The organism is Achromobacter sp. SIMBA_011 (assembly GCF_046535435.1).
Taxonomy (GTDB): domain Bacteria; phylum Pseudomonadota; class Gammaproteobacteria; order Burkholderiales; family Burkholderiaceae_B; genus Achromobacter; species Achromobacter dolens.
In genome coordinates this window covers 121,196-141,383 of record NZ_JAWRWN010000006.1, presented here as the reverse complement: position 1 = coordinate 141,383, position 20,188 = coordinate 121,196, and the positions used below count along the sequence as shown (strand labels likewise).

General features: G+C 67.6%; 9 protein-coding genes. 2 read left to right on the top strand and 7 right to left on the bottom strand.

Annotation, left to right across the window (positions count from 1 at the left end; genetic code table 11):
• Window positions 1-23 precede the first annotated feature (23 nt).
• From pgaD to pgaA, 4 genes are read right to left on the bottom strand one after another with little or no spacing between them, the layout of a single operon-like run.
• Window positions 24-470: a poly-beta-1,6-N-acetyl-D-glucosamine biosynthesis protein PgaD gene (gene pgaD, locus SB816_RS20555; RefSeq protein WP_024068435.1), complete on the bottom strand. Its 447-nt coding sequence runs from the start codon at window positions 468-470 to the stop codon at window positions 24-26.
• Entirely contained in the window at window positions 467-1,804 is a 1,338-nt protein-coding gene (gene pgaC / locus SB816_RS20550) for a poly-beta-1,6-N-acetyl-D-glucosamine synthase (protein WP_054503820.1), read from the bottom strand. Before pgaC ends, pgaD begins: the two co-directional genes overlap by 4 nt.
• A complete protein-coding gene (gene pgaB / locus SB816_RS20545) occupies window positions 1,801-3,834 on the bottom strand; it encodes a poly-beta-1,6-N-acetyl-D-glucosamine N-deacetylase PgaB (RefSeq protein WP_410547445.1) in 2,034 nt (677 codons plus the stop codon). Before pgaB ends, pgaC begins: the two co-directional genes overlap by 4 nt.
• Before the next feature lie 7 nt (window positions 3,835-3,841).
• Complete coding sequence (pgaA, locus tag SB816_RS20540) at window positions 3,842-6,319, bottom strand: poly-beta-1,6 N-acetyl-D-glucosamine export porin PgaA (protein ID WP_410547444.1); 2,478 nt, start codon at window positions 6,317-6,319, stop codon at window positions 3,842-3,844.
• 585 nt (window positions 6,320-6,904) lie between these two features.
• On the opposite strand from pgaA, the gene SB816_RS20535 reads away from it, so the two are divergent.
• Window positions 6,905-8,170: a GGDEF domain-containing protein gene (locus tag SB816_RS20535; protein ID WP_175142959.1), complete on the top strand. Its 1,266-nt coding sequence runs from the start codon at window positions 6,905-6,907 to the stop codon at window positions 8,168-8,170.
• Here the strand turns inward: SB816_RS20535 and SB816_RS20530 are convergent.
• Window positions 8,160-10,067: an alpha/beta hydrolase family protein gene (locus SB816_RS20530; protein ID WP_374700857.1), complete on the bottom strand. Its 1,908-nt coding sequence runs from the start codon at window positions 10,065-10,067 to the stop codon at window positions 8,160-8,162. The genes SB816_RS20535 and SB816_RS20530 overlap by 11 nt on opposite strands.
• 163 nt (window positions 10,068-10,230) lie before the next feature.
• On the opposite strand from SB816_RS20530, the gene SB816_RS20525 reads away from it, so the two are divergent.
• Complete coding sequence (locus tag SB816_RS20525; RefSeq protein ID WP_054503816.1) at window positions 10,231-10,686, top strand: BPTD_2524 family lipoprotein; 456 nt, start codon at window positions 10,231-10,233, stop codon at window positions 10,684-10,686.
• A gap of 62 nt (window positions 10,687-10,748) precedes the next feature.
• Here the strand turns inward: SB816_RS20525 and SB816_RS20520 are convergent, their stop codons facing one another.
• Window positions 10,749-14,648: a S6 family peptidase gene (locus tag SB816_RS20520; RefSeq protein ID WP_410547443.1), complete on the bottom strand. Its 3,900-nt coding sequence runs from the start codon at window positions 14,646-14,648 to the stop codon at window positions 10,749-10,751.
• Between the two features lie 122 nt (window positions 14,649-14,770).
• A complete protein-coding gene (locus SB816_RS20515; RefSeq protein ID WP_410547442.1) occupies window positions 14,771-19,834 on the bottom strand; it encodes a S6 family peptidase in 5,064 nt (1,687 codons plus the stop codon).
• Window positions 19,835-20,188 lie beyond the last annotated feature (354 nt).

The window sequence follows — 20,188 nt, the reverse complement described above, 5'->3', positions numbered from 1 at the left end:
CGCGCTCCGGGCGCTATCCGCCCTCAGGCCGCCGGCACGGCGGCCAGGCGCGGGCGGGCCGCCTCGATGGCCTGGATCTCGCCGTCGCCGCCATGATGGATGACGGCGACGCGGGCGGCGCGCAGTTGGGCGATCTGGCGCGGCGTGACGGCGAAGCTCAGCGCCAGCCGGTGATCGTCCAGCGGCGCGATGGGCTGGCGGCGGTCCTTGCCGCCGAAGCGCAGGTGGTTGTAGGCCGCCCACAGCACCAGCACCGCCGCATTCAGCAGGGCCAGCACGGCGTAGCTGCCGAGCGTCTGCAGCGTCGGCAGGAAGGTCGGCCAGAGCGGCGCCTGCGGCCCGCTGGCCGCGCCACGCAGGATGGCGACGATGCCGGCGCCGAACAGGTAGACGAAGGCGAGCCAGCCGACCGCGGTCAGCAGCAGGTCGAACAGATAGCCCGCGCGCGAGCGTTTGGTCGTGATGATCATGATGCGTCCGGTGATTTGATGCCGCGGTCGGGGCTGGTCCAGCGCGCGCGCTCGGCCTGCTTGCGCAGCATGACTTTGGGGAAACTGACCAGGGTGGTGAGCAGGCTCACCATCCAGTAGGCCAGGGGATACCAGATGACCCAGTAGAGCGCGCGCCACAGGCCCGGCTCGTAGCGGCGGTCGATCAGGATGCTGATGGCGAATTGCAGCAGGCACACCATCGCCAGCATCATGCCGGTGAAGGCGGGCGGCATCAGGCTGGCGATGTGCATGTTGTTGGGCAGGGTCACGATCTGGCTGATGAGCCACAGCAGCACCGAGATGCCGAAGGCGAAGGCCCAGGCGGTCGACAGGCAGAATTCCAGCATCAGCGGCCACAGGCGGCGGTGGCGCCAGCTCCAGATCGAGCGCAGGTTCTTCAGGAACACCTCGGCGCCGCCCTGCGCCCAGCGCAGGCGCTGCTTCCAGATCCCGCGCAGCGTCTCGGGCATCAGGATCCAGCACAGGCCGCGCGGTTCGTAGAAGATCGACCAGTGGTCGCGCTGCAGCTTCCAACTGATGTCGATGTCTTCGGTGATCATGTCCAGGCTCCAGTAACCGACCCGGTCGAGCGCGGCGCGGCGGAAGGCGGCGACCACGCCCGACACGGTGAAGACCTGGCCGTAGACGCGCTGGGTACGCTTGATCAGGCCGATGATGGAGGAGAACTCGCCCACCTGGACGCGGCCGATCAGGGTCGAGCGGGTGCGGATGCGCGGGTTGCCGGTGACGGCGCCCACGCGCGGGTTGTCGATCAGCGGCGCCACCAGGTAGGCGGCGGCGTCCGGATCGAGCACCGCGTCGCCGTCGATGCAGACCAGGTATTCGCTGCGCGCGGCCAGCGCGCCCATGCGCAGCGCCATGGCCTTGCCCTGGTTCTGCGCCAGGTGCACCACGCGCAGGCGGGGGTGCTGTTCAGCCAGACGGTCCAGCATGGCCCCGGTGCCATCGCTGGAACCATCGTTGACGGCGATGACCTCGATGTTCGGATAGCGCTGGTTGAGGGCGGCCAGCAGGGTCTCTTCGCCGTTGTCGGCTTCGTTGTAGCAGGGCACCAGGATCGACACCAGCGGATCGCCGGCCAGCGCCGGCGGCGCCGATCCGGGCCCCCACTGCCAGCGCCGTTCCCAATGCCACCAGAAGTACAGGCCGCCGGCCATCCACATGCCGGACATGAACAGCGGGTAGAAGAAGACGAAGCCCAGCAGCGCCTGGCCGGTCAGCATCATGGTGAAGCCGAACGGCGCGCCCAGCACCGCCAGCAGGATAATCAGGGCAATCAGACGGTCGATCATCGGAGGGGATACCAGGCTTCGGAGATGGCGGGCCGGATGCCTTGCAACCGGGGCTGGTCTTGCGAGAAATCGTCGGGGTAGTAGCCGAAGCTGCGGGCGCCGCGCAGTTGCAGGCGTTGCATCCAGCCGGCCAGCACCGCGGTGTCGACGGGCGTGGCCTCGGGGCGGCCGGGGCCGGTGCGCCAGTCGCGCGCCTGCAACTCGAACACGGTCCGGTCGAGCGCGCCGGGGCGCCGCGCCACGGCGTCGACCAACCGGTCGAGCCAGGCGTTTTCCTGGCCCTTGGGCACGTTCTCCATCAGCGGCATGGCCATGGGCGCGGTCCAGTCGTAGGCGGCCAGGAAGTCGTCCAGGTTCTGCGCGAACCAGGTCTCCGACTGCGGTTCCAGGATCGGCATGGCGAAGATGTTGCGGGCGGTCTTGATCTGCGGGCCGCGCACGGCGCGCACGCGGTCGGTCAGCTCGGCGGTGAAGTCGACCAGGGCGCGGCTCTTGACGCGCGTCCAGCGTTGCAGCGTGTCCGGGTCGGCGCGCAACTGGCCGATGTCGCCGGGCAGGCCGGCGGCGCGGTAGGCCGCCAGCGCGCCGGGGCTTGCGTCCTCGAAGTCGGACAGCACGGCGTCGTCGTGGAACAGGATGCCGTCGAAAATGGCGTGGCGCGCCAGGTCCTCGTACAGGTCGCCGATGCGGGCGCGCGCGGTGGCGTCGAACGGCGACAGGCGGCGGTACTGGTCCGGATCGGGCCGCGCCTCGGCCTGGCCGGGCTGCCAGCGCGTGACGCGCGGGATCGAGGCGTCCAGGTCGTAGGCCAGCACCGGCATCCAGGCGTACACCATGACGTTGGCGCGGTTGTGCAACTGCCAGGCGGCGCGGTTGAACAGGTCGGCGCGCACCGGCAGCCAGCGGTTGGGGAAGTACACCGAGCGCACCAGGCCGTCGCCGGTGGGGTCCGAATACGCCTGCAGGAACACGGTGTTGATCTGCAGGTCGAGGATGCGCTGCACCAGTTCGCCAAGATTGCGGTCGGTCTGCGCCGGATCGGGGTCGTAGACGTAGTCCAGGTCGACGTGGGCGACCCGCATGAAGGGGGTGGCTTCCATGCCGACGATGCTGTTGGCGAACGGCTTGAGCGGCGGGTCGCTGGCCAGCAGCATGCGCGGCGTGGACATCAGGCGGCCGAGGCGGCCGGGGCCGTCTTCCAGCGTCAGCGCCAACTGGTAGCCGTTGTCGGCGGCGATGCGCAGCGTGCTGCCGCCCTCGGCGCCGTAGGGCCAGACCCAGACGCGCGGCTTTTTGCCGGTGACCTGTTCGATCTTGCGGCTGATGGCGCGCACGTCGCCGCCCATGCGGGCCTCGAATTGCGCCTCGGTCTCGTAGCGGCCGGTCTTGGCGTCGTAGGCGCGGATCGCGGCGGCCGGCTCGGTGTTGCCCTGCGGGTTGGCCAGCGCGCCGTAGTGCGAGGCGTCGGTATGGGCGGCGATCTCGACCAGCCCGGACTGCGAGATGGCGCGCACTTCGTCCCAGTTCAGGAAGCGCTGGCGCGGCTCGGGGCTGCCGCCGAAGTCCACGCGCTTGTCCGCGGGAGTATCCATCCAGGTGCCCACCGGCGCCAGCAACGCCGGCCAGCGGTAGGCCTTCAGGATCGGCAGCACGCGGGTGTAGAAGCTGCGGTAGCCGTCGTCGAAGGACAGCAGCACGGCGCGCTCGGGCAGCGGCTTGCCGCCCTGGCGCGCGGCCAGGATCTGGTCGACCGAGACGGCCTGGTAGCCGTTTTCGCGCAGCCAGGCCAGTTGGTCGACCAGGCGGTCGGTGCGCACGCTCAGAAAGCCCTGGTCGGGGTCTTCGTCCTCGACGTCGTGGTAGGCCAGGGCCAGGAAATTTCCCTGGACCCAGGGTTGTTCGGCGGCCGCCACGGTCCGTTCGGACGGCGGCGTGTAGACCGGGATGTCCTTGGCGCAGGCGGTCAGCGCCAGGATGGCCAGCAGCAGCAGGGCCGCCAGCAGGAGTCGGGTGGATAGCTTGAGCAACATGGCGGTCTCAGAAGCGGTAGGCAAGGTCGAACACGATGCGCAGTTCGCGCTCGCGCTGGCCGTCGTACGGGCGGCTGATGCCGGTGACCATCGCGCCCATGTCGAGCACGTCGTTGGCGCGGTAGCGCTGGCCATAGCCGAGGGCGATGACGCCGCCGGTGCCGTGGCCCTGCTGGGTGTAGGTGCCAGCGCCGATGGTGCCGATCTGTTCCCAGGCGGTTTCGTAGCGGCGGTACAGCGTGTGCGTGACGCGCGCGCCGGGCAGCGCCATCAGGTCCGAGCGCGGGTTGTAGTAGGGCGCGTCGTCGCGGCTGTTGCGCTGGGTCGACAGGTCCAGCGTCAGGTCGGCCTTCAGGTGCGGCGCGGTGTAGACGCGCTCGCGCCCGTCCAGTCCCAGTTCCCAGCGCTGGTTGCCGTCGGAAAAACGCGACGGCGACAGCGACAGGGTCCATTCGCGCCGCTCGTTGGCGCGCCAGCGCACGAAGCCGGTCAGGCGGTTGGCGGTGATGTCGTTGGTCAAGGCCCGCAGCGGGGTCTCGCGCGACAGCAGCTCGCCCGAGCCGCCCACCTGCCAGTGGTCGTCGATGTCATAGGCGGCCGACAGGCGCAGGCCCGGTTTGACGCCGTGGCCGTAGCTGTGGGTCGAGACTTCGCCCTCGACCGTCAGGTCGCGGCCGCGCCATTGCACGCCGGTGCGCAACCAGCGGTAGTTGCCGCGTCCTTCCTCGAAGTCGCCGGTGGCGTAGCCGCCGCCGCCGAAGGCGCGCCAGTTGTAGTCGATGGGCGGCGAATACAGCACCGCGTCGATGCCGAAGTCGCCATTGCCGTTGACCGGGCTGTCCGAGGCCAGGCCGCGGTAGCCGCTGATGCGCAGCTCGGCCTTGTTGTGCACTTCCCATTCGCGCGCCAGGCGGCGGCTGGTCAGGTTCTCGGGGGCGCGCGCCAGGGTGTCGGCCGACAACGCCTCGGCCTGGCGCCATTCCTGCAGGTCCATGGCGGTGAAGCCCTGGCCGTTTTCGACCTGCAGCGCGCGCGGCGCCAGGGTTTCGGCCATCTTCAGTTCGCGTTCCGAGGCGCGCGGCAGGTCGCGGCGGCGATACAGCGAGGCCAGGTCGGCGCGCAGCGTCGAGTTGTTGGGCGCGTTCTCGACCATGCCGCGCAGGCGCTGCTCGGCGGCGACCGTGTCGTCGGCCAACTGGCGCGCGGCCGCCACGGTCTGGGCGCTTTCGAGCTTGAGGTCGTTGGGGTTGCGGGTGGCCTGGCCCTTGAAGTACAGCCAGGGCGCGTAGCCGGATTCGATGGCGTCGGTGACGGCATCGGTGCGGTCGAATTCCTCGGCTTCGGCCAGCGCGTAGTACAGGCCGGTCTCGGTGTTGAGTCGGTCTTCGGCATCGTCGTCGCGGCTGGCGCCGTCGGCGCCGACCTGGCGGTAGAGGTCGCGGGCCTTTTCCGGCTGGCGCAGGTACAGGTAGGCCGAGGCGACGTCATTCAGCGCATAGCGTGGCACCGCCACGTCCTGGGCGCGCAGGGCCTCGTATTCCCGCACCACGTCGGCCATGCGGACCCGCGCATGCAGCGCGTGCAGACGGTCGATGCGGGCGCGCAGCACGTCCTGGCGCGCCGGCTCGCCCAGGGCTTGCCAGGCGGGGATCAGCGCGTCGTAGCGGGCCAGCGCGCGGTCGGCGATGGCGAAGCGCTCGGCCTCGGTGCGGGTGGGCATGGCGGCCAGCCGGACCTGCTGGGCCAGCGCGTCACCCTCCATCCGGCGCAACTGCGCGGCGTCGAACAGGTCGGAATGCTGGCGGGCCAGATCCAGCGCCGGCTGCGCCAGGCGGGCGCGGCTGAGGGCGTCGATATATTCGCGCAGCACGTAGGGCGTGCCGGGCGCGATCGACAGCGCCTGGTCGGCCTGGTGCAGGGCCTCATACGGCTGGCGCAGCCGCGCATGGACATAGGCCAACGCCAGGCGCGCGTCGGCGTCGCGCGGCGCGCGCTTGACCCAGGCCTGGCCGGCGGCGAGCGCGGCCTCGGTCTGGTCGGCGTCGGCGAGGGTCATGATCTCGCCGGCGGCGAAGGCGGTCTGGCCGGGATGGCGGCTCAGGCCGGCGCGGTAGGCCGCCAGGGCCTCGGGCCAGCGACGCAGGTCGCGGTAGGCGCGCGCCGCCGCCAACTGGATGTCGGCGGGCACGGCGGCGGCCCGGGGCAGGGATTCGTAGGCGGCGACCGCCTCGCCGGGCCGGCCGGCCCAGCCGGCGATGACGATGTGGTCGTAGATCGCCTGGCGGCCGGCGCCCGCGCCTTGTTGGCGCAGCATGGCCAGCGCCGGCTCGTAGTCGCCGGCGCGGGCGCGCGTGATCAGGGCGTCATAGTCGGCGCCAGGGGCGGCCAGCGCCAGGGCGGGAGCCAGCAGCGCGCCGGCCGTGAAGGCGCGCACGGCCGTGGCGGCGGCGCGCTGTCGCGGGGCCGCCTGCGTGGCGGTCGCCATGTCGGGGCCCGCGTGGCCCCGGGGGGGCATTGTTCCTTTCAGCATCCGTAGTACTTCCGCAGTTGCGACGAGGGTGCTCACGGCTCCGCCGGCCGGACGCGCAGGGCGCGTCGCCGAAGGCGCGGCACGGACGCAAGCAAGGGCGCCGGCGGCGGATGGGAGAGCGTTGGGTAGTGACTGCGCGGCGCCCGCTGCGGGGACCTTCGCACTCGCACGAGGGAGTGCATGGCTAGTACGCGCCACGCCCGTGGGGCGTGGTTGCGACGCTTCTGGCGGCGCCGTCAACAGCCCGAACTTTATGGGTTTTCGGTCAATCCAACTGTCAATTAGTGCAAAGGGCGGCGCCGTTGTTACGAAGCTTGACGTATTCTCTGTCGCATACCGCGCAACCGTCGTGGCGGTATGCCGGTATTGGGGCAACCCGGGCACGGAACGTTGTGCGCGCGACGGAATGGGTTCACATGGTTCGCCCTGAAAGTAACAAAAAACGTCAAAAGTGCAGGTCTGTAACGTGACTACGACACTGCCTCCGGTGCAACACCTAGCGACGGCGAGCGCATGCGAACGCGCGAGCCGGTAAACAACATGACGACTTCCTTATTTTTCCTGGTGTGGGGGCTGGCGACGGCCCTGGCGCTACCCTTGCTGCTGCCGCTGCGGACGCGCGGCGTCGGCGGCGTGCAGGCGTTCACAATCGCCAACGGCCTGGCGGTGCTGTCGATGCTGGCTTACGCGTCGTCCGAAATCATGCCGCCCGGCGCCTATGTGATGGTGTCCAACGCCGCCTGGCTGGCGTCCGTAAGCCTGGTGTACGTGGGCGTGCGGCAGTTCTTCGGCCTGCGGCCGCAGGGCGCGCGCGTGGGCCTGGCGGCGGCGCTGTGTATCGTGGCGATGGCGGCCATGCTGTACCGGCAGGACTACCTGGTGGGCCGCATGGTGGTGTTCTCCACCTTCACCTGTGTGCTGATGCTCGCCACGGGCGGCGTGGTGTATCGCCAGCGCAAGCAGATCCAGACCCCCGGGGTGGTGCTCTACGTGCTGCTGGCGATGACCGGCCTGGCGCTGCTGCATGCCCTGCGCGTGGCGGTGTATGGCAGTGGGTGGGTGCCGGTGTCGTCGCTGCTGGATCCGGCGCCCTGGGGCCTGTTCTTCATCGTCTGTGGGTCGGTGACGGTGCCGGCGCTGTTCCTGGCCTTGCTGTTGCTGATCCAGACCGCGCTGTCGGAAAGAATGCAGGCGGCGCTGACCTTCGACAGCCTGACGGGCGCCTATTCCCGACGCAGCATCCTCGACGAGCTGGAGCATGAGCTGCTGCGTTGCGAGCGCGGCGACGGCCGGCTGGCGGTGCTGGTGCTGGACATCGACCACTTCAAGTCGATCAACGACCGTCACGGCCATGCGACCGGCGACGCCGCCCTGCGGCATTTTGCGCAGGCGGTGCCCAAGGCCGTGCGCGCCAGCGACCGTTTCGGCCGCCTGGGCGGCGAGGAATTCGTGCTGCTGATGTACGGCTGCGACGCCGCCTATGCGCTAGTGCAGGCGCAGCGCGTCTGCGATGCCCTGCGCGATTCGCCGCTGTACCTGCAGGGGCAGGCGTTGCGCATGACCGTCAGCGGCGGCGTGGCGACATTCCAGCCAGGCGACACCGCCGACGGCATTCTGGCCCGCGCCGACCTGGCGTTGTACAAGGCCAAGGAGCTGGGCCGCGATCGCGTCGAGATGGCCTGGAGCGGACGCGCCACGGGCCGCCCGCAGGCGGCCCGGGAGCAGGGGGAGGAAGGCGCCGCGCGGGAAGGCGCGAGCCCCGAGGGGGGCGCGTTGGCCGCGGAGGGCTCCAACCTTACGGCTTGAGGTGCTCGGTGAAGAACTTTTCCATGGCCGCGTAGAACTCGAACTTGTTTTCGTCGTTGTGGAAGCCGTGGCCTTCGTTGTCCTTGACCATGTATTCCACCTCGACGCCGCGGGCCTTCAACGCCTTGACCATCTGGTCGCTCTCGTCCTTGTTGACGCGCGGGTCCTTGGCGCCCTGGGCGATGAACAGCGGCGTCTTGATCTTGTCGGCGTGCAGGGCCGGCGAGGTGGCGGCCAGGCGGTCCTTGTCGCGCACCGGGTCGCCGACCATGTCCTGCATCTTGTCGAGCATCGGCTTCCAGTAGGGCGGAATCGACTTCATGAACGTGAACAGGTTGGACACGCCGACGTAGTCGACGGCGGCCGCGTACAGGTCGGGTGTGAAGGTCACGCCGGCCAGCGTCGCGTAGCCGCCGTAACTGGCGCCGTAGATGCCGATGCGCTTGGGATCGGCGATGCCCTGCTTGACCAGCCATTGGACGCCATCGGTGATGTCGTCCTGCATCTTCAGGCCCCATTGGCCGAAACTGGCTTCCCAGAAGGCGCGGCCATAGCCGGTGGAGCCGCGGAAGTTCATCTGCAGCACGCAGAAACCGCGGTTGGCCAGGAACTGCACCTCGGGGTTGTAGCCCCAGCCGTCGCGCGCCCACGGGCCGCCGTGCGGGTTGACGATGCATGGCAGGTTCTTGGGGTCGCGCCCGGCCGGCAGCGTCAGGTAGCCATGGATGGTGAGGCCGTCGCGGCTCTGGTAGCTGATGGGCTGCACCCGCGACATGTCGGCCTCGGGGATGGCCGGGTTGATGTCGGCCAGCTTGCTGAGGGTGTCGGCGCGGGCGTCGTAGATGTAGCGCGAGCCGGGCGTGCGGTCGTTGTAGGCGGCGACGATGAACTTGTCTTCGTCGCGGTTGGCGCCCTGGATGGCGAACTGGTAGCCCTCGAGCTGGGCTGACAGCTTCTTGAACAGGGTTTCGGTCTCGGCGTCGAAGAACTTGTACTGCGGCTTGTCGGTCTGGTAGGAGGCCACCGTCAGCACGCGGCGCTTGCGCGAGAAACCGGCCGCGTCCAGGTCGACCGTGTCCGGGGTGAAGATCTCGTCTTCCTTGTCGGGGCTGGCCGGGTCGATCACCACCAGCGCGAGCTTGTCGCGGCCGCGGTTGGACAGGGCGTAGAACTTCTTGTCGTCGAAGGTGAAGAAAGCCGGGCTGACGCTGGTGCGGTAGTCGGTGGTGAACAGCGGGCGGAACTCCGAGGCCTCGTTGTCGCGGTAGAGCAGGGTGGTGTTCAGGCCGTCGCTGGTGACGGCCGCGCGCACCTTGCCTGCGTGGTCGGTCTGCCAGCCGACGATATTGCCGGGGTTCTGCGCCACCAGCACGCCGGCGCCGGTGTGCACGTTGACGCGGTAGACGTCGAACACCTGCGGATCACGCTGGTTATGGCTGATGAGGATGTGGTCGGGGTCGTCTTCGAGGTCGTCCTCGATGCTGGCGCGCACGCCGTCGTAGGGGGTCAGGTCGGTGACCTTGCCGGTCTTGGCGTCCACCGCCAGGACGTGGAAGTTCTCGTCGCCGCCGAAGTCCTTCTGGTACAGCACCACGTCGGGGCCTTTCCAGAAGAAGTTGCTGATGTCGCGGGCCGACTCGCTGGTCAACTTGCGCGGTTCGCCCACCGGCTTGCTGCCTTCCAGTGCCTGGACGTAGATGTTCATGCGCGGCGGCTTGCCGTCGACGCTGGTGGGCTGCATGAAGCCCAGGGTCTTGCCGTCGTCGGCCAGACGGAAGAAGCCGCGTTCCGGATTGCGGAAAAAGTCTTTCAGGGGGTAGGCCCGGGGCGGCTGCGCGGCGGCGCTGGCGCCCAGGGAGGCGCCGACGATACCGGCGGCCAGGATGGTGTGTTTCATGAATGAGAGCAAGGCATACCTCCGACGATTCCACCCGGCCGCGGGCGCCGCCGGACTACTGATCGATAATGCCATAGCCTCGGCCGGGGTGTCGAACCGCCCCGGCCACTTATGCCGGTGGCCGGTTTGCGGGATAATCGCGGCTATCAATCTGGAGAAACACATGGTTCGGAATCTGGTCGTGGCGTCGGCGCTGGCCCTGGGGCTGGCGGGCTGCTCGCTGGGCATTTCGCAGGATGGCTCGTCGCCGCACAGCGAGTTCAAGGCGCCCGTTGCCTTCAAGGACGCCTATGCCACCACGGTGCGCCAGGCCAACGCCTGCCTGCGCAGCACCGACAACGCCTATCGCGTGGTCTCGAGCCTGGACGAGGGCGCCCAGTCCGCCGTGGTGCGGGTGCTGGCCCCGTACAGCGACAATGAAATGACGCGGGTCGACCTGAAGGCCGCCGGTCCCAAGACCACCGAAACCCGCATCGTGATGTGGGGCAAGGGCACCTGGGACGCCGCGGCGATGCGCGCCATGCAGGACGCGATCTACTACGGCATGAGCTCGTGCGCCAGCTACATGCCGCTGGATCCGCGGCCGCCAGTCAAGCCGTCGCGCGACCTGCCGAAGTAACGCGGCGGGCGGCGGCCCGATCGCGGCGGCCGCGGTCAGGCCGCCGCCCGGCCTGGCGCCGATCAGAAGGCGTGGCGGATATTCGCGTTGATCGCCTTGTCGGTGTTGTATCTGCCGAAGGCGGAACGTTCCATGCTCAAGCTGAGGCGGGTGCCGCCCCTGATCCTGGCGTTCACTCCCAACTCCATCAACATCCTGCCATCCTTGCCGTGGCTGGCGTGGATCTGCCCCAGATCGTCGCGCAACGACGTCGCGCCGGGGGCGCGCAGGTCAAATTGGTAACTCAGGGCGGCCAGCGAGGTCAGTTGCCACGCCGTGCCCTCGAAGGACTTGCCGGCCGCCAAACCCACGCGCCCGATCAGGGGGGTGAAGCGTCCCTGCCGTACGCTGACGTTGGCGCCGTGGTATTGCCAATCGAACCGATGGCCGGGCACCGTGCCGTACACCAGCTCGACCTGGGGTTCGACGAACGCGCGGTCGACCAGGGTGATGCGCCGTCCGGCTTCCGCGCCCAGATACCAGGAATGCCCGCCGTAATCCTGCGCCGCCAGGCCCATGGCCGGCATCCCATAGTGGTTGCGGTTGAGCACGTATTTGCCGATCACGTCGACATACCATCCGGCATCGAACAGGGCGGAGGCATAAAGACCGCCGCCCGAGGATCGGGTCTTGCCCGAGAAGGCCCGGCCGTTATGGCGGTTGTCGGTGAATGTCATGGTGGCGCCGGCGTAGACGTCGGCCCCGGCAAAAGCGAACTTCCGGTCGGCGCCGAGTTGCAAATGGGTATAGCGGCTCGTGGATCCCCCGCGCGCCGAGCTGCCTGAGCCGTTCATCAGGCGCGCCCAGCCGCCGGCATTGCCCTGGGCGTGACGCAGATCCCCCATGCGCCGGTTGAGGTTGTTCACTTCGGTCAGGAAGTTCTGGCGGCCGACGTCCGTCAGTCCCGTGCCGCCCTGGAGCGCGGCTTCGTCCCGCTTCAGCGCGAAGCCTTGCAACACCCATTGTGTCGCGGTGTCGGTGGCGACGACTGCGACTTGCGGGGTGAGGCGATGAAAGCCGAGTTCGCGCGTGGGCGCGTCCAGGGTGAAAACGTCACCACGGGTGCCGGGCGGGGCTGTCACCAGGGGCGTGGGCGAGGGGGTTAGGCTGGCCAGCGACCGGGCCAGCAGGACGTGCAGCGCATTGTTCCGGCCCGCCAGGGACTGCCTGACCGTGATGCGGTCGGCGGACAGCCCGTCGGTCCGCATGAACACTTGGCTGTCGTCCATGGTCAGGACGTCGACGTCCAGCGATCTGAAGTCGGACGCACCAGCGAGAGCCAGGTCGGCACGATCGAGCCGCAACGATTTCGCCGACGACGTGGACCTCACCTGCCAGGACAGGTCTTGCATGGTCACGTCGGACGCGGGCGCGGCGATGTCGCCGAGGTAAGCGGCGCGCGGCGCGGTCGGGCCGACGGATTCGCCACCGCCAAGGCGGATGTGCGCGGCATCGTCGGACACAATGTTGCCGGCAAGGCGGGTGCCGGCTCCCGCCTCGAGGCTGGCATCCGGACCATTCAGTCTCCAGGATTCGGCCGAGTAGGTCGTTGCGGGAAGGGCGGGGACCGCCGCCGCCCGCATCGACAGGATGGCGCGGGCCCCCACGCGCACTTCGCCATCCGAGGCGAGGCCGGCATGGCTTGTCACCCTGGCGTCCTCGCGCAGGTTCAGCAGCGAGCGGGTGAATACGCTGTGGCGGTCGAGCACCGCGTGGGGGGAAGAGACATGCGTTTCGCTATCGGCGCTGTCGATGCCCCCGTTGAAGCGCTCCGCGATGTGCAGGGTGGAGTGGTTCGCCAGGGTCACCCCTCCCTCGAATCTGCTTGTCCCGGCGTCTGTGCCAGCCCTCGATTCGCCGGCGACCGGCGCCGTATTGATGGCGGTGCCGTCGTTCAGGTCGATGAAGACAGAGGCGCTGCCCAGGGTGACGATGGAATTATCGGCGAGGATATCGGTGGCGAGCGCGGCGTTGCGGCCGAGATGGAGGCGCGCGTTGCGCAGTTGCAGCGAAGCCATGCGGAAGTGGCGCGTTTCCCAGTCGGGCTGAGCGAAGGAGACGGGGCGGGTCCGCAGCGAGTCATCGCCCATGGACTTGAGCTTGTCCGCGACGGCGGCGGTATTGGCGGCGTGGACCAGCGGGTGCCCTTGCAGGTACAGCAGGCCGTTCTGCTGGATGAACGCGCCAGTGCTGTCGATACCTCCGTCGATGGCGAAGCGGCTCTGAGGCGTGGCGGTGTTGGCGATGTCGAGATTGCCGGTGAAATGGCCGTGCCAGAGGGTCGTGGCATTGGCGCCGCCGGGTGGGTCGAAGGCCAGGTTCACCGTGGCGGGGGAACCGCTATTTGTGAGCACGGCGCCGGCGTCGGCGCCGTTCAATCGATGGAAGGTGAGATCGTTGCCGTTGATGTCGAGTTTGCCCCCACGGAATCCCCATTGGATGTTGTCCGGATCCATCTGGCGGCTGTCGGCCAGCACCAGGGTTGGGCGGCCGCTGACGATGCGGACCGCCGCGAAGGCCTGAACCCGGTCGCTGGCATCGGCGCGTTGCGCCAGGATGACGGTGCCATCGCCAATGTTCAACGTGCCCGGGTTGATCCCTGAAGCGCTGATCTTCAGTGTGCCGGCGCCCAGCTTGTGCAGGCTGTCGGCCGCCACGCCGTTGACCTGCCAGTCGACGAACGCTTCCGCGTTCACCGTGATGCCGCCGCCTCGCCAGGTCTGGGTATCCGTGGGCCTGACGGCGTAGCGGCCGTCGAATGTGAGGGCGCCGGCGCCTTGGTCGACCGTGCTTTCCAGCGTGACGATGCCGCCGCCGCGAAAGGCCAGATCCTTGCCGTGATCCAGCGCGGCGGCCTGATTCGCCCCGAACCTGCCATGCATGGTCCAGGCGTTCTCGGCCTGGCTCAATGCGCCGGTTCCGCTGGCCCTGTCGTAGGTCCAATGAATCTCGTCATCGGGCCTTTGGGTGACCACCGGCGCATCGGTCTTGCCGTCGATGACATCCATGACGTCCGGGACCGGAATCACATTGAACGCGCTGAGCGTCGCGGCCTCGCCAGACCAGCCGGTCTGCACCGCTACCAGGGTCCACCGCCCGCGTTGCGCGTCCCAGGCAAACAGTGGAGAGCCGCTGTCACCGGGCCCGCCGTATGAGGCCATTGGACCCTGCTTGGGCGAGTAGGTGGCGCCCGGCAGCGCCCTCAGGAACCAGTAGGAATCCTCGGGCGATCCCACCGTGCCGCCGGTCAGGTAGGCGTAGCCGCCCGCGATGCGTGTGCGCACGCCGGACCGGTCCTGGACCCGCTGCACGCCGGAGCCGACCCGGTAGAACACCGGGAAGCGGGACAGGTCAGTATAGGTTCCGGCGGCATCGCCGGCGTCGGTCATGGCGATGGGCGACACTTCGGTCACGACCTTGTTCAGGCGCGGGGAATGGAAGTCCTCCCAACGGTGGTTGTTGCGGTTGACCAGGGTATAGCGGGTATCACCGCGATAGCCAAAGGCCACGCCGGCGTAGCCGCCGTTGTGTTTGACGCTGACGACGTATTGCGGCGCCACCAGCGTTGCGATGCCCGAGGTGTCGGCCACGCTGAAATCGATCATGGGCGCGCGGTCCAGGATCGCGTAGGGCGCTCCGGCCTTGTCATGCAGCGGGATGCCCTGCGCGCCGGGCCGGAACTCCCCTTTGTTCTCCGCGAAGTCGCGATAGGTCTGGTAAGGCAGATCCGTGCCGACCATGGCGGCCTGCAACGGCGCCGCTGCCAGCAGACCCGCCAGGATCGACAGCCCGTGGCAGATCGGCCGGAGGGTCAGGCGGGGCGCGCCATGGCGGCTCGGCTTGTCGCGTGGATCAGGTCTTGCCGGGCTGGCCGGGAGGGAGGGGAGGGCGTTGCGGCCAGGTGACAGAGATTTCCAGCCCATGCGGCGCTTTCAACACGATAAGCGAAAGCGCCCATTGTCATGGATCAGGGTCCGAACCCAGGTCTGATAATGGGATGCCGCAGGGCCTGCGCCCGCCCGACCGACCGGCCAACCTTTCCGCCTCAAAACTGATAGCGCACGCCGACCTGGCCGCTGTAGTCGTGTTTCAGTTTGCCGGCAAAGCTGCTTTCCACCTGGCTATAGAAACGCCAGTTGGGCGACAGCCTGGCATTGAGCGATACATTGACCAGATAGCGGCTGTCGTCAGCCATCGGTGTGCGCAGCATATCTCCTCGGACGCTGTTGTTCAGGACATCGACGCTGCCGCCGCGCCGCAGATTCTGAAGCCGGAACAGCCCGGCTGAAAGCGTCAGTCCGCGTTGTTCGTCCGACTGGAAATTCAACCCGGCGGCGGCGCCGATCTTGGCATAGACCGGCGCGCTGGCATTGACCCGTACGTCGACGGTGCTCTTGTCGCCATGCAGCGTGTAGCCGCTCGTATAGCCCGTGACCACTTCCACTGACGGTTCAATGAAGGCGCGATCGTTGAACAGGTTCATCCGCCATCCCGCCTGCACGCTGGCCAGCACCGAATTCGAGTGCGCGCCATGCCCTTCGATGCGAAGATTGGCGGGCATGTGGTAGGTATGGTTGGTCCTCAGGTACTTGGCGATGAAGTCGACGAAGGGGCCGTCCTCGTTGATCAAGGCATAGTAGACACCGATGCCGCCGGTGGTGTGCTTTTCCGACAGGCCCGCATCGCCATGCCCCGAGCCTTGGGTATAGCTTCCCATGACGCCGTACAACTGCATGCCATCCTTGCGGTCCACGCCCAACTGCAGCGTATCGTGCTTCAGGCGCACTTGCTGATAATCGGCCTGTCCATGGCTGGTCTTGATCCATAGTCCGGCTGCTTCGTGCAATTGACGCACGTCGCCCAGGCGTTTGTTGAGCTGGTTGGTTTCCAGCACGAACGCGATCTTCGGCAGGCTGGCCAACGCGGCGGTGCGGTTGATTTGCTGGCGTACCGCGTTGATCTGGTTGACGATGTCGTCGTCCGCGGCGATGCCGGCTTGGCGCAAGCGGCCGATGATCTCGTCGCGCGACCGCAGGATGCCCAGTTCGGACAGCCTCAATGAATACGGCGTGAACAGCGACAGTCCCCCGGCGTGTGGCCTGTGGGTTTGGACTGGCGGGTCAGCGGGTTTTTCGACTGGCGGTTCCGCCGGTTTTTCGGCGGGCGGGTCAGCGGGCTTCTCGACTGGCGGCTCCGCCGGCTTTTCGGCGGGCGGGTCCGCGGGCTTTTCGACTGGCGGCTCCGCCGGTTTTTCGGCGGGCGGGTCCGCGGGCTTTTCGACTGGCGGCTCCGCAGGTTTTTCGGCGGGCGGGTCCGCGGGCTTTTCGACTGGCGGCTCCGCAGGTTTTTCGACTGGCGGGTCGACGGGCTTCTCGACTGGCGGCTCCGCCGGTTTTTCGGCGGGCGGGTCGACGGGCTTTTCGACCGGCGGCTCCGCCGGTTTTTCGGCAGAATTGCCCTCGTCAGGCGTGGCCGCATCAGGTGCGTCGTCGGGGGGCGGCGTCTGGTCGGGCGTGACGACCGGTTCGACCGCCCTGTACGTCAATTGCCATCTTTTCTCCGTGTCGGTGCTGACGATCTCAAGGTTGGGCACGTAGAGCGTGAGTCCCTGCGTGACGGGACCCGACTTGAAGTAGCTGTCCAACGTGGCCGCGGGCGCTGTCGCCAACAGCAAGACACCGCTGTCGTCGGCGGGGACCGGATCGTGCACGAGGAGAGTAAGGTCCAGTCGGTTGTCGTCGCCCTGCGCCAGGGAGGCGATATGGATACTGTCGCTTTCGTGGGTCTGCGGCCTGGCGGTCATGGCGAAGCGCACGCCGCTGGCAATCAGCGTGTCGACCCGCAGTGCATGCGGGGTCCATGCCGGTCCGGGTTGCGACAACTCCACCCTTTCCGCCGTCGGCAGGTGCAACAAGTCGAACTCGCGATTCTCCGTCAGCTTCCACGGCGCTTCGTCGCTCATGCTGATGAGCCACCATTGCCGTTGATCGGCCGCATGGCTGACCGCCAGGCCGCTGCGCCAGGGATCGCTTGACGCAGGGGTGTCGGAGGCATCGCTCTTGACGAAGTACTTTTCCGGCGCAAAGCGATCCGCGGGCGTGGCGGCGGGTGCGCTGAACACCAGGGTTTCCCTGGCTTGTGCCGGACCGCTGGCTTGCGCCTGGCCGGAATAGGCGGCCCGCAAGCGGTTGCCGCTGCCCTCGAGCAGCGCGGTGACGGTCATTTCGTCATGGGCGCCGCTGTAGGGATCCACGCGAAAGACAAAGACACTGTCGGATGCGGCAAGCGTGTCGACCGTCAGGGCATGAGGCGGATTCGCGGGCGTGGCCTCGATCAGGCCCATGGCCAACGCCTTGGCGGAATTCGCCTGCGGCGGGAAATCGCGGTCGAGCAGGCGGCTGTCACCGAAACTCAGTAGCGCGTTGCTTGCCTGTAGCCGATTCAAGGCCGAGTCGCCGGTGATGAACCAGTGGCCGTCATCGTGGATCCGCATGCCCGCCTGGTTGGCGCTGACAGCGCCAGCGTAGACCGCGCCAGCGGTGGACTCGGACGTGATGGCGGCATCGCCGCCGCCCAGGTTGATGCTGGCGTCGTCATCCGCGATGATGTCGCCAAACAGGCGGGTGCCCGCGCCGGCGTCGAGGGCGCCATGGGCGCCTTGCAATCGCCAAGCGGCGGCGCTGTAGGTGGTCCACGACGCGGCATCTTGCGGCGCTGCCTGCATTGACAGGAGTGCGTCCGAGCCAACCTGCACGTCGCCGTCGGAATGGAGGGCGGCGCGGCTCGTCAGCCTGGCGTCGTCGGCCAGCGCCAGCAAGGAGCGGGTGAACTCGCTGGGCTGCGTCAGCTCGGCCTGGGTCGAGGCCACGCGGATGGCGCTGTCGACGCTGTCGATGCCGCCAATGAACGAGTGGTTGATGCTGAGCGTGGATCCGTCCGTCAGTTGCACCCTGCCTTCGAAACGGCTTTGGTCAGCCGGAGCGAGCGCCTTCGACTTGCCCAGTACGGGCCGGGTCTGCACGCCGTTGCCGTCTTCGAGATCGATGTAGAGTTCGTCACTGCCCAAGGTCACGTTGGCGTTCTGCGCCAGGATGTTTGCGGCGAGCGTGGCATTTCTCCCAAGGTGCAGCCCCGCGTCCTTCAGGACGAGGGATTCCATCGTGAAATGCCGCGTTTCCCAGTCGTCCTGGTCGAAGGAGACGGGTTGGGTCAACAGTGAGTCGTCCCCCATCTTGCTGAGCTTGGCGACGATCGGCTTCTGGTTGACGGCATGGATGACGGGATGGCCCTGCAGGAAGAGTTGTCCATTGGTCTGATGCAGGGCGCCGGCGATCCGGGTGCCGCCGTCGATCGCGAAATCGTTCTTCGTGCCCGCTTCGACGCGGTTCACCACGTTCAGATTGCCAGTGAAATGGCCGTGCCAGATATTGGCGATGGCAGCGGTGGCCGTTGCCTCCGTATCGGTTGCCGCGGTATCGGTTGCAACGGTATCCGTGCGATTGAAGTCAAGGTTGAGCGTCGCCTGCGCGCCGCGGTTCGTCAGGATCGCGCCCTTGTCGGCGCCGTTGAGACGGTGAGCGGTGATATCGTTGCCGTTGACATCGAGCTGGCCGCCGCGATAGCCCCAGTTGATGTTGTCGGGGTCGACCTGCCCGGCATCGCCAAGAACAACGGTCGGACGGCCGCTGGCGATATGGATTGCATCGAAGGCCTGGACCCGCCCTTCGGCATCGGCGCGTTGCGCCAGAATGACGGTGCCGTCGCCGACGCTCAGTTTCCCGGGATTCATCCCCACGCCATTGATCCGCAGCGTGCCGGTTCCGAGTTTGTGCAGGCTATCGGCGGGCACGCCGTTGATGCCCCAATCGACGACGTGATTGTCGTTGACGAAAATGCCGGCGCCCATCCAGGTCTGGCTATCGACGGGCTTGACGGTGTAGTCGTCATCGAAGGTCAGCGAGCCGGCGCCCTGGTCCACCGAGTTCTGCAGGATCACGGTGCCACCGCCGCTGAAGATCAGGTCCTTGCCGTGGTCGAGCGCCGCCGTGATGGTGGCGCCATGCTTGCCATGCATCGCCCATGCATTGTCTGCCTGCGTCAGGCTGCCGGTGCCCTGGGCGGCGTCATAGGACCAGAGGATGTCGCCCAGGGTGGGTTGGGTGACGACGGGGGCATCGCGGTTCTTTGCCATGACGGCGTTGAACTCGTCGACGAGGATGACTACGAACGAATTGGCGGCTCCCTGCGGCTCGCTGTACGTTCTGGTGACAGCGACCAGCACCCATCTGTTCTCCTTGGCGTCCCAGGCGAATAGCGGGGAACCGCTGTCTCCGGGGGCCCCGTATGACGCCATCGGGCCTTGAGCGGGGTTGTAGGTGTTGCCGGGGCTCGACACAATACTCCAATCGGAAATACTGGGCGAACCAATCGTCCCGCCGGTCCGATACTGGTAGGCGCCCTGGAGATTCGTCAGCGTGCCGTCCCGGTTCTTGACATACTGGTACCCCGTCCCTACCCGGTAGAACACCGGAAAGCGATTCTTGTTCTGGTAGGTGCCCTGCGCGGTGCCGGCGGCTGTCAGGGGCATCGGCGCCACTTCGGTCACGATCTTGACCAGCCGGGGACTGTGGAAATCGCGTGCGTAATCGTCATTATTGCGGTTTGCGAATCGATAGAGCGTATCGTCCGCATAACCGAAGTTGACGCTGCCGTAAGCGGTATTGTGCTTGACGCTGACGATGTACTGCGGCGATGCCAGCGTCGCGATGGCCTTGCGGTCGACGCCGCTGAAATCGATCATGGGCGCGCGATCCAGGACGGCATAAGGAACGCCGGTCTTGTCGTACAGGGTGATATTTGTCGCCCCGGGCTGGAATGCGCCCTTGTTCTCGCTGAAATCGCGATAGGTCTGGTAGGGGAGATCGGTGCCGACGATGGATGCGTGAAGCGGGAGGGGGCCCAACATGCTGGCCAGGATCGACACGCCGCACAGCGCAAGCGCTTTTCGCTGGCGCCTTGAACGACCGGTCTTTTTCACGCCGCGCCGAATCTCGGCGACCGGAACGACTTGTTGCCTGGCGTTTTTCTTCAGTGCGTAGATCTTGTTCATACTGCTTTCCGGTTATTGCGCCTCTCCTGGGCGCGGACGCGAGGAAAAATGGGCGCACGCGCTCGCCCCGGCGCCGTTTAGCGTCGGGAGTGTTGAAGCGGATTGCGGAGGTTGGGGATGCGCGGGCGCCGGCAAGGGCGCAGACGTCAGCCCGGCTTGGCCGGCATCGCTCGGAGTTGCCCTTCGCGCGGGGGCGTCACGGGGCAGGGGCGTGGGCCGCCCGCATGGGACGGGGTGCGCCTACCCGGGGCAGGAGGTGCCGCGGCGGCGGCGAGTGGCGGGTGTGTCCAATCCATGGGACGCTGTCAATGAGGCTTGATGAAGAGTCCTCATTGTCGGGGAATAGCGTCCCAC

What these genes read in the sequence shown, in the direction of transcription:
- pgaA (WP_410547444.1), bottom strand. Translation starts at nt 6,319, where the DNA reads ATGGCGACCGCCACGCAGGCGGCCCCGCGACAGCGCGCCGCCGCCACG.
- SB816_RS20535 (WP_175142959.1), top strand. Translation starts at nt 6,905, where the DNA reads ATGACGACTTCCTTATTTTTCCTGGTGTGGGGGCTGGCGACGGCCCTG.
- SB816_RS20525 (WP_054503816.1), top strand. Translation starts at nt 10,231, where the DNA reads ATGGTTCGGAATCTGGTCGTGGCGTCGGCGCTGGCCCTGGGGCTGGCG.
- pgaD (WP_024068435.1), bottom strand. Translation starts at nt 470, where the DNA reads ATGATCATCACGACCAAACGCTCGCGCGCGGGCTATCTGTTCGACCTG.
- SB816_RS20520 (WP_410547443.1), bottom strand. Translation starts at nt 14,648, where the DNA reads ATGGGCTGGAAATCTCTGTCACCTGGCCGCAACGCCCTCCCCTCCCTC.
- pgaB (WP_410547445.1), bottom strand. Translation starts at nt 3,834, where the DNA reads ATGTTGCTCAAGCTATCCACCCGACTCCTGCTGGCGGCCCTGCTGCTG.
- SB816_RS20530 (WP_374700857.1), bottom strand. Translation starts at nt 10,067, where the DNA reads ATGAAACACACCATCCTGGCCGCCGGTATCGTCGGCGCCTCCCTGGGC.
- SB816_RS20515 (WP_410547442.1), bottom strand. Translation starts at nt 19,834, where the DNA reads ATGAACAAGATCTACGCACTGAAGAAAAACGCCAGGCAACAAGTCGTT.
- pgaC (WP_054503820.1), bottom strand. Translation starts at nt 1,804, where the DNA reads ATGATCGACCGTCTGATTGCCCTGATTATCCTGCTGGCGGTGCTGGGC.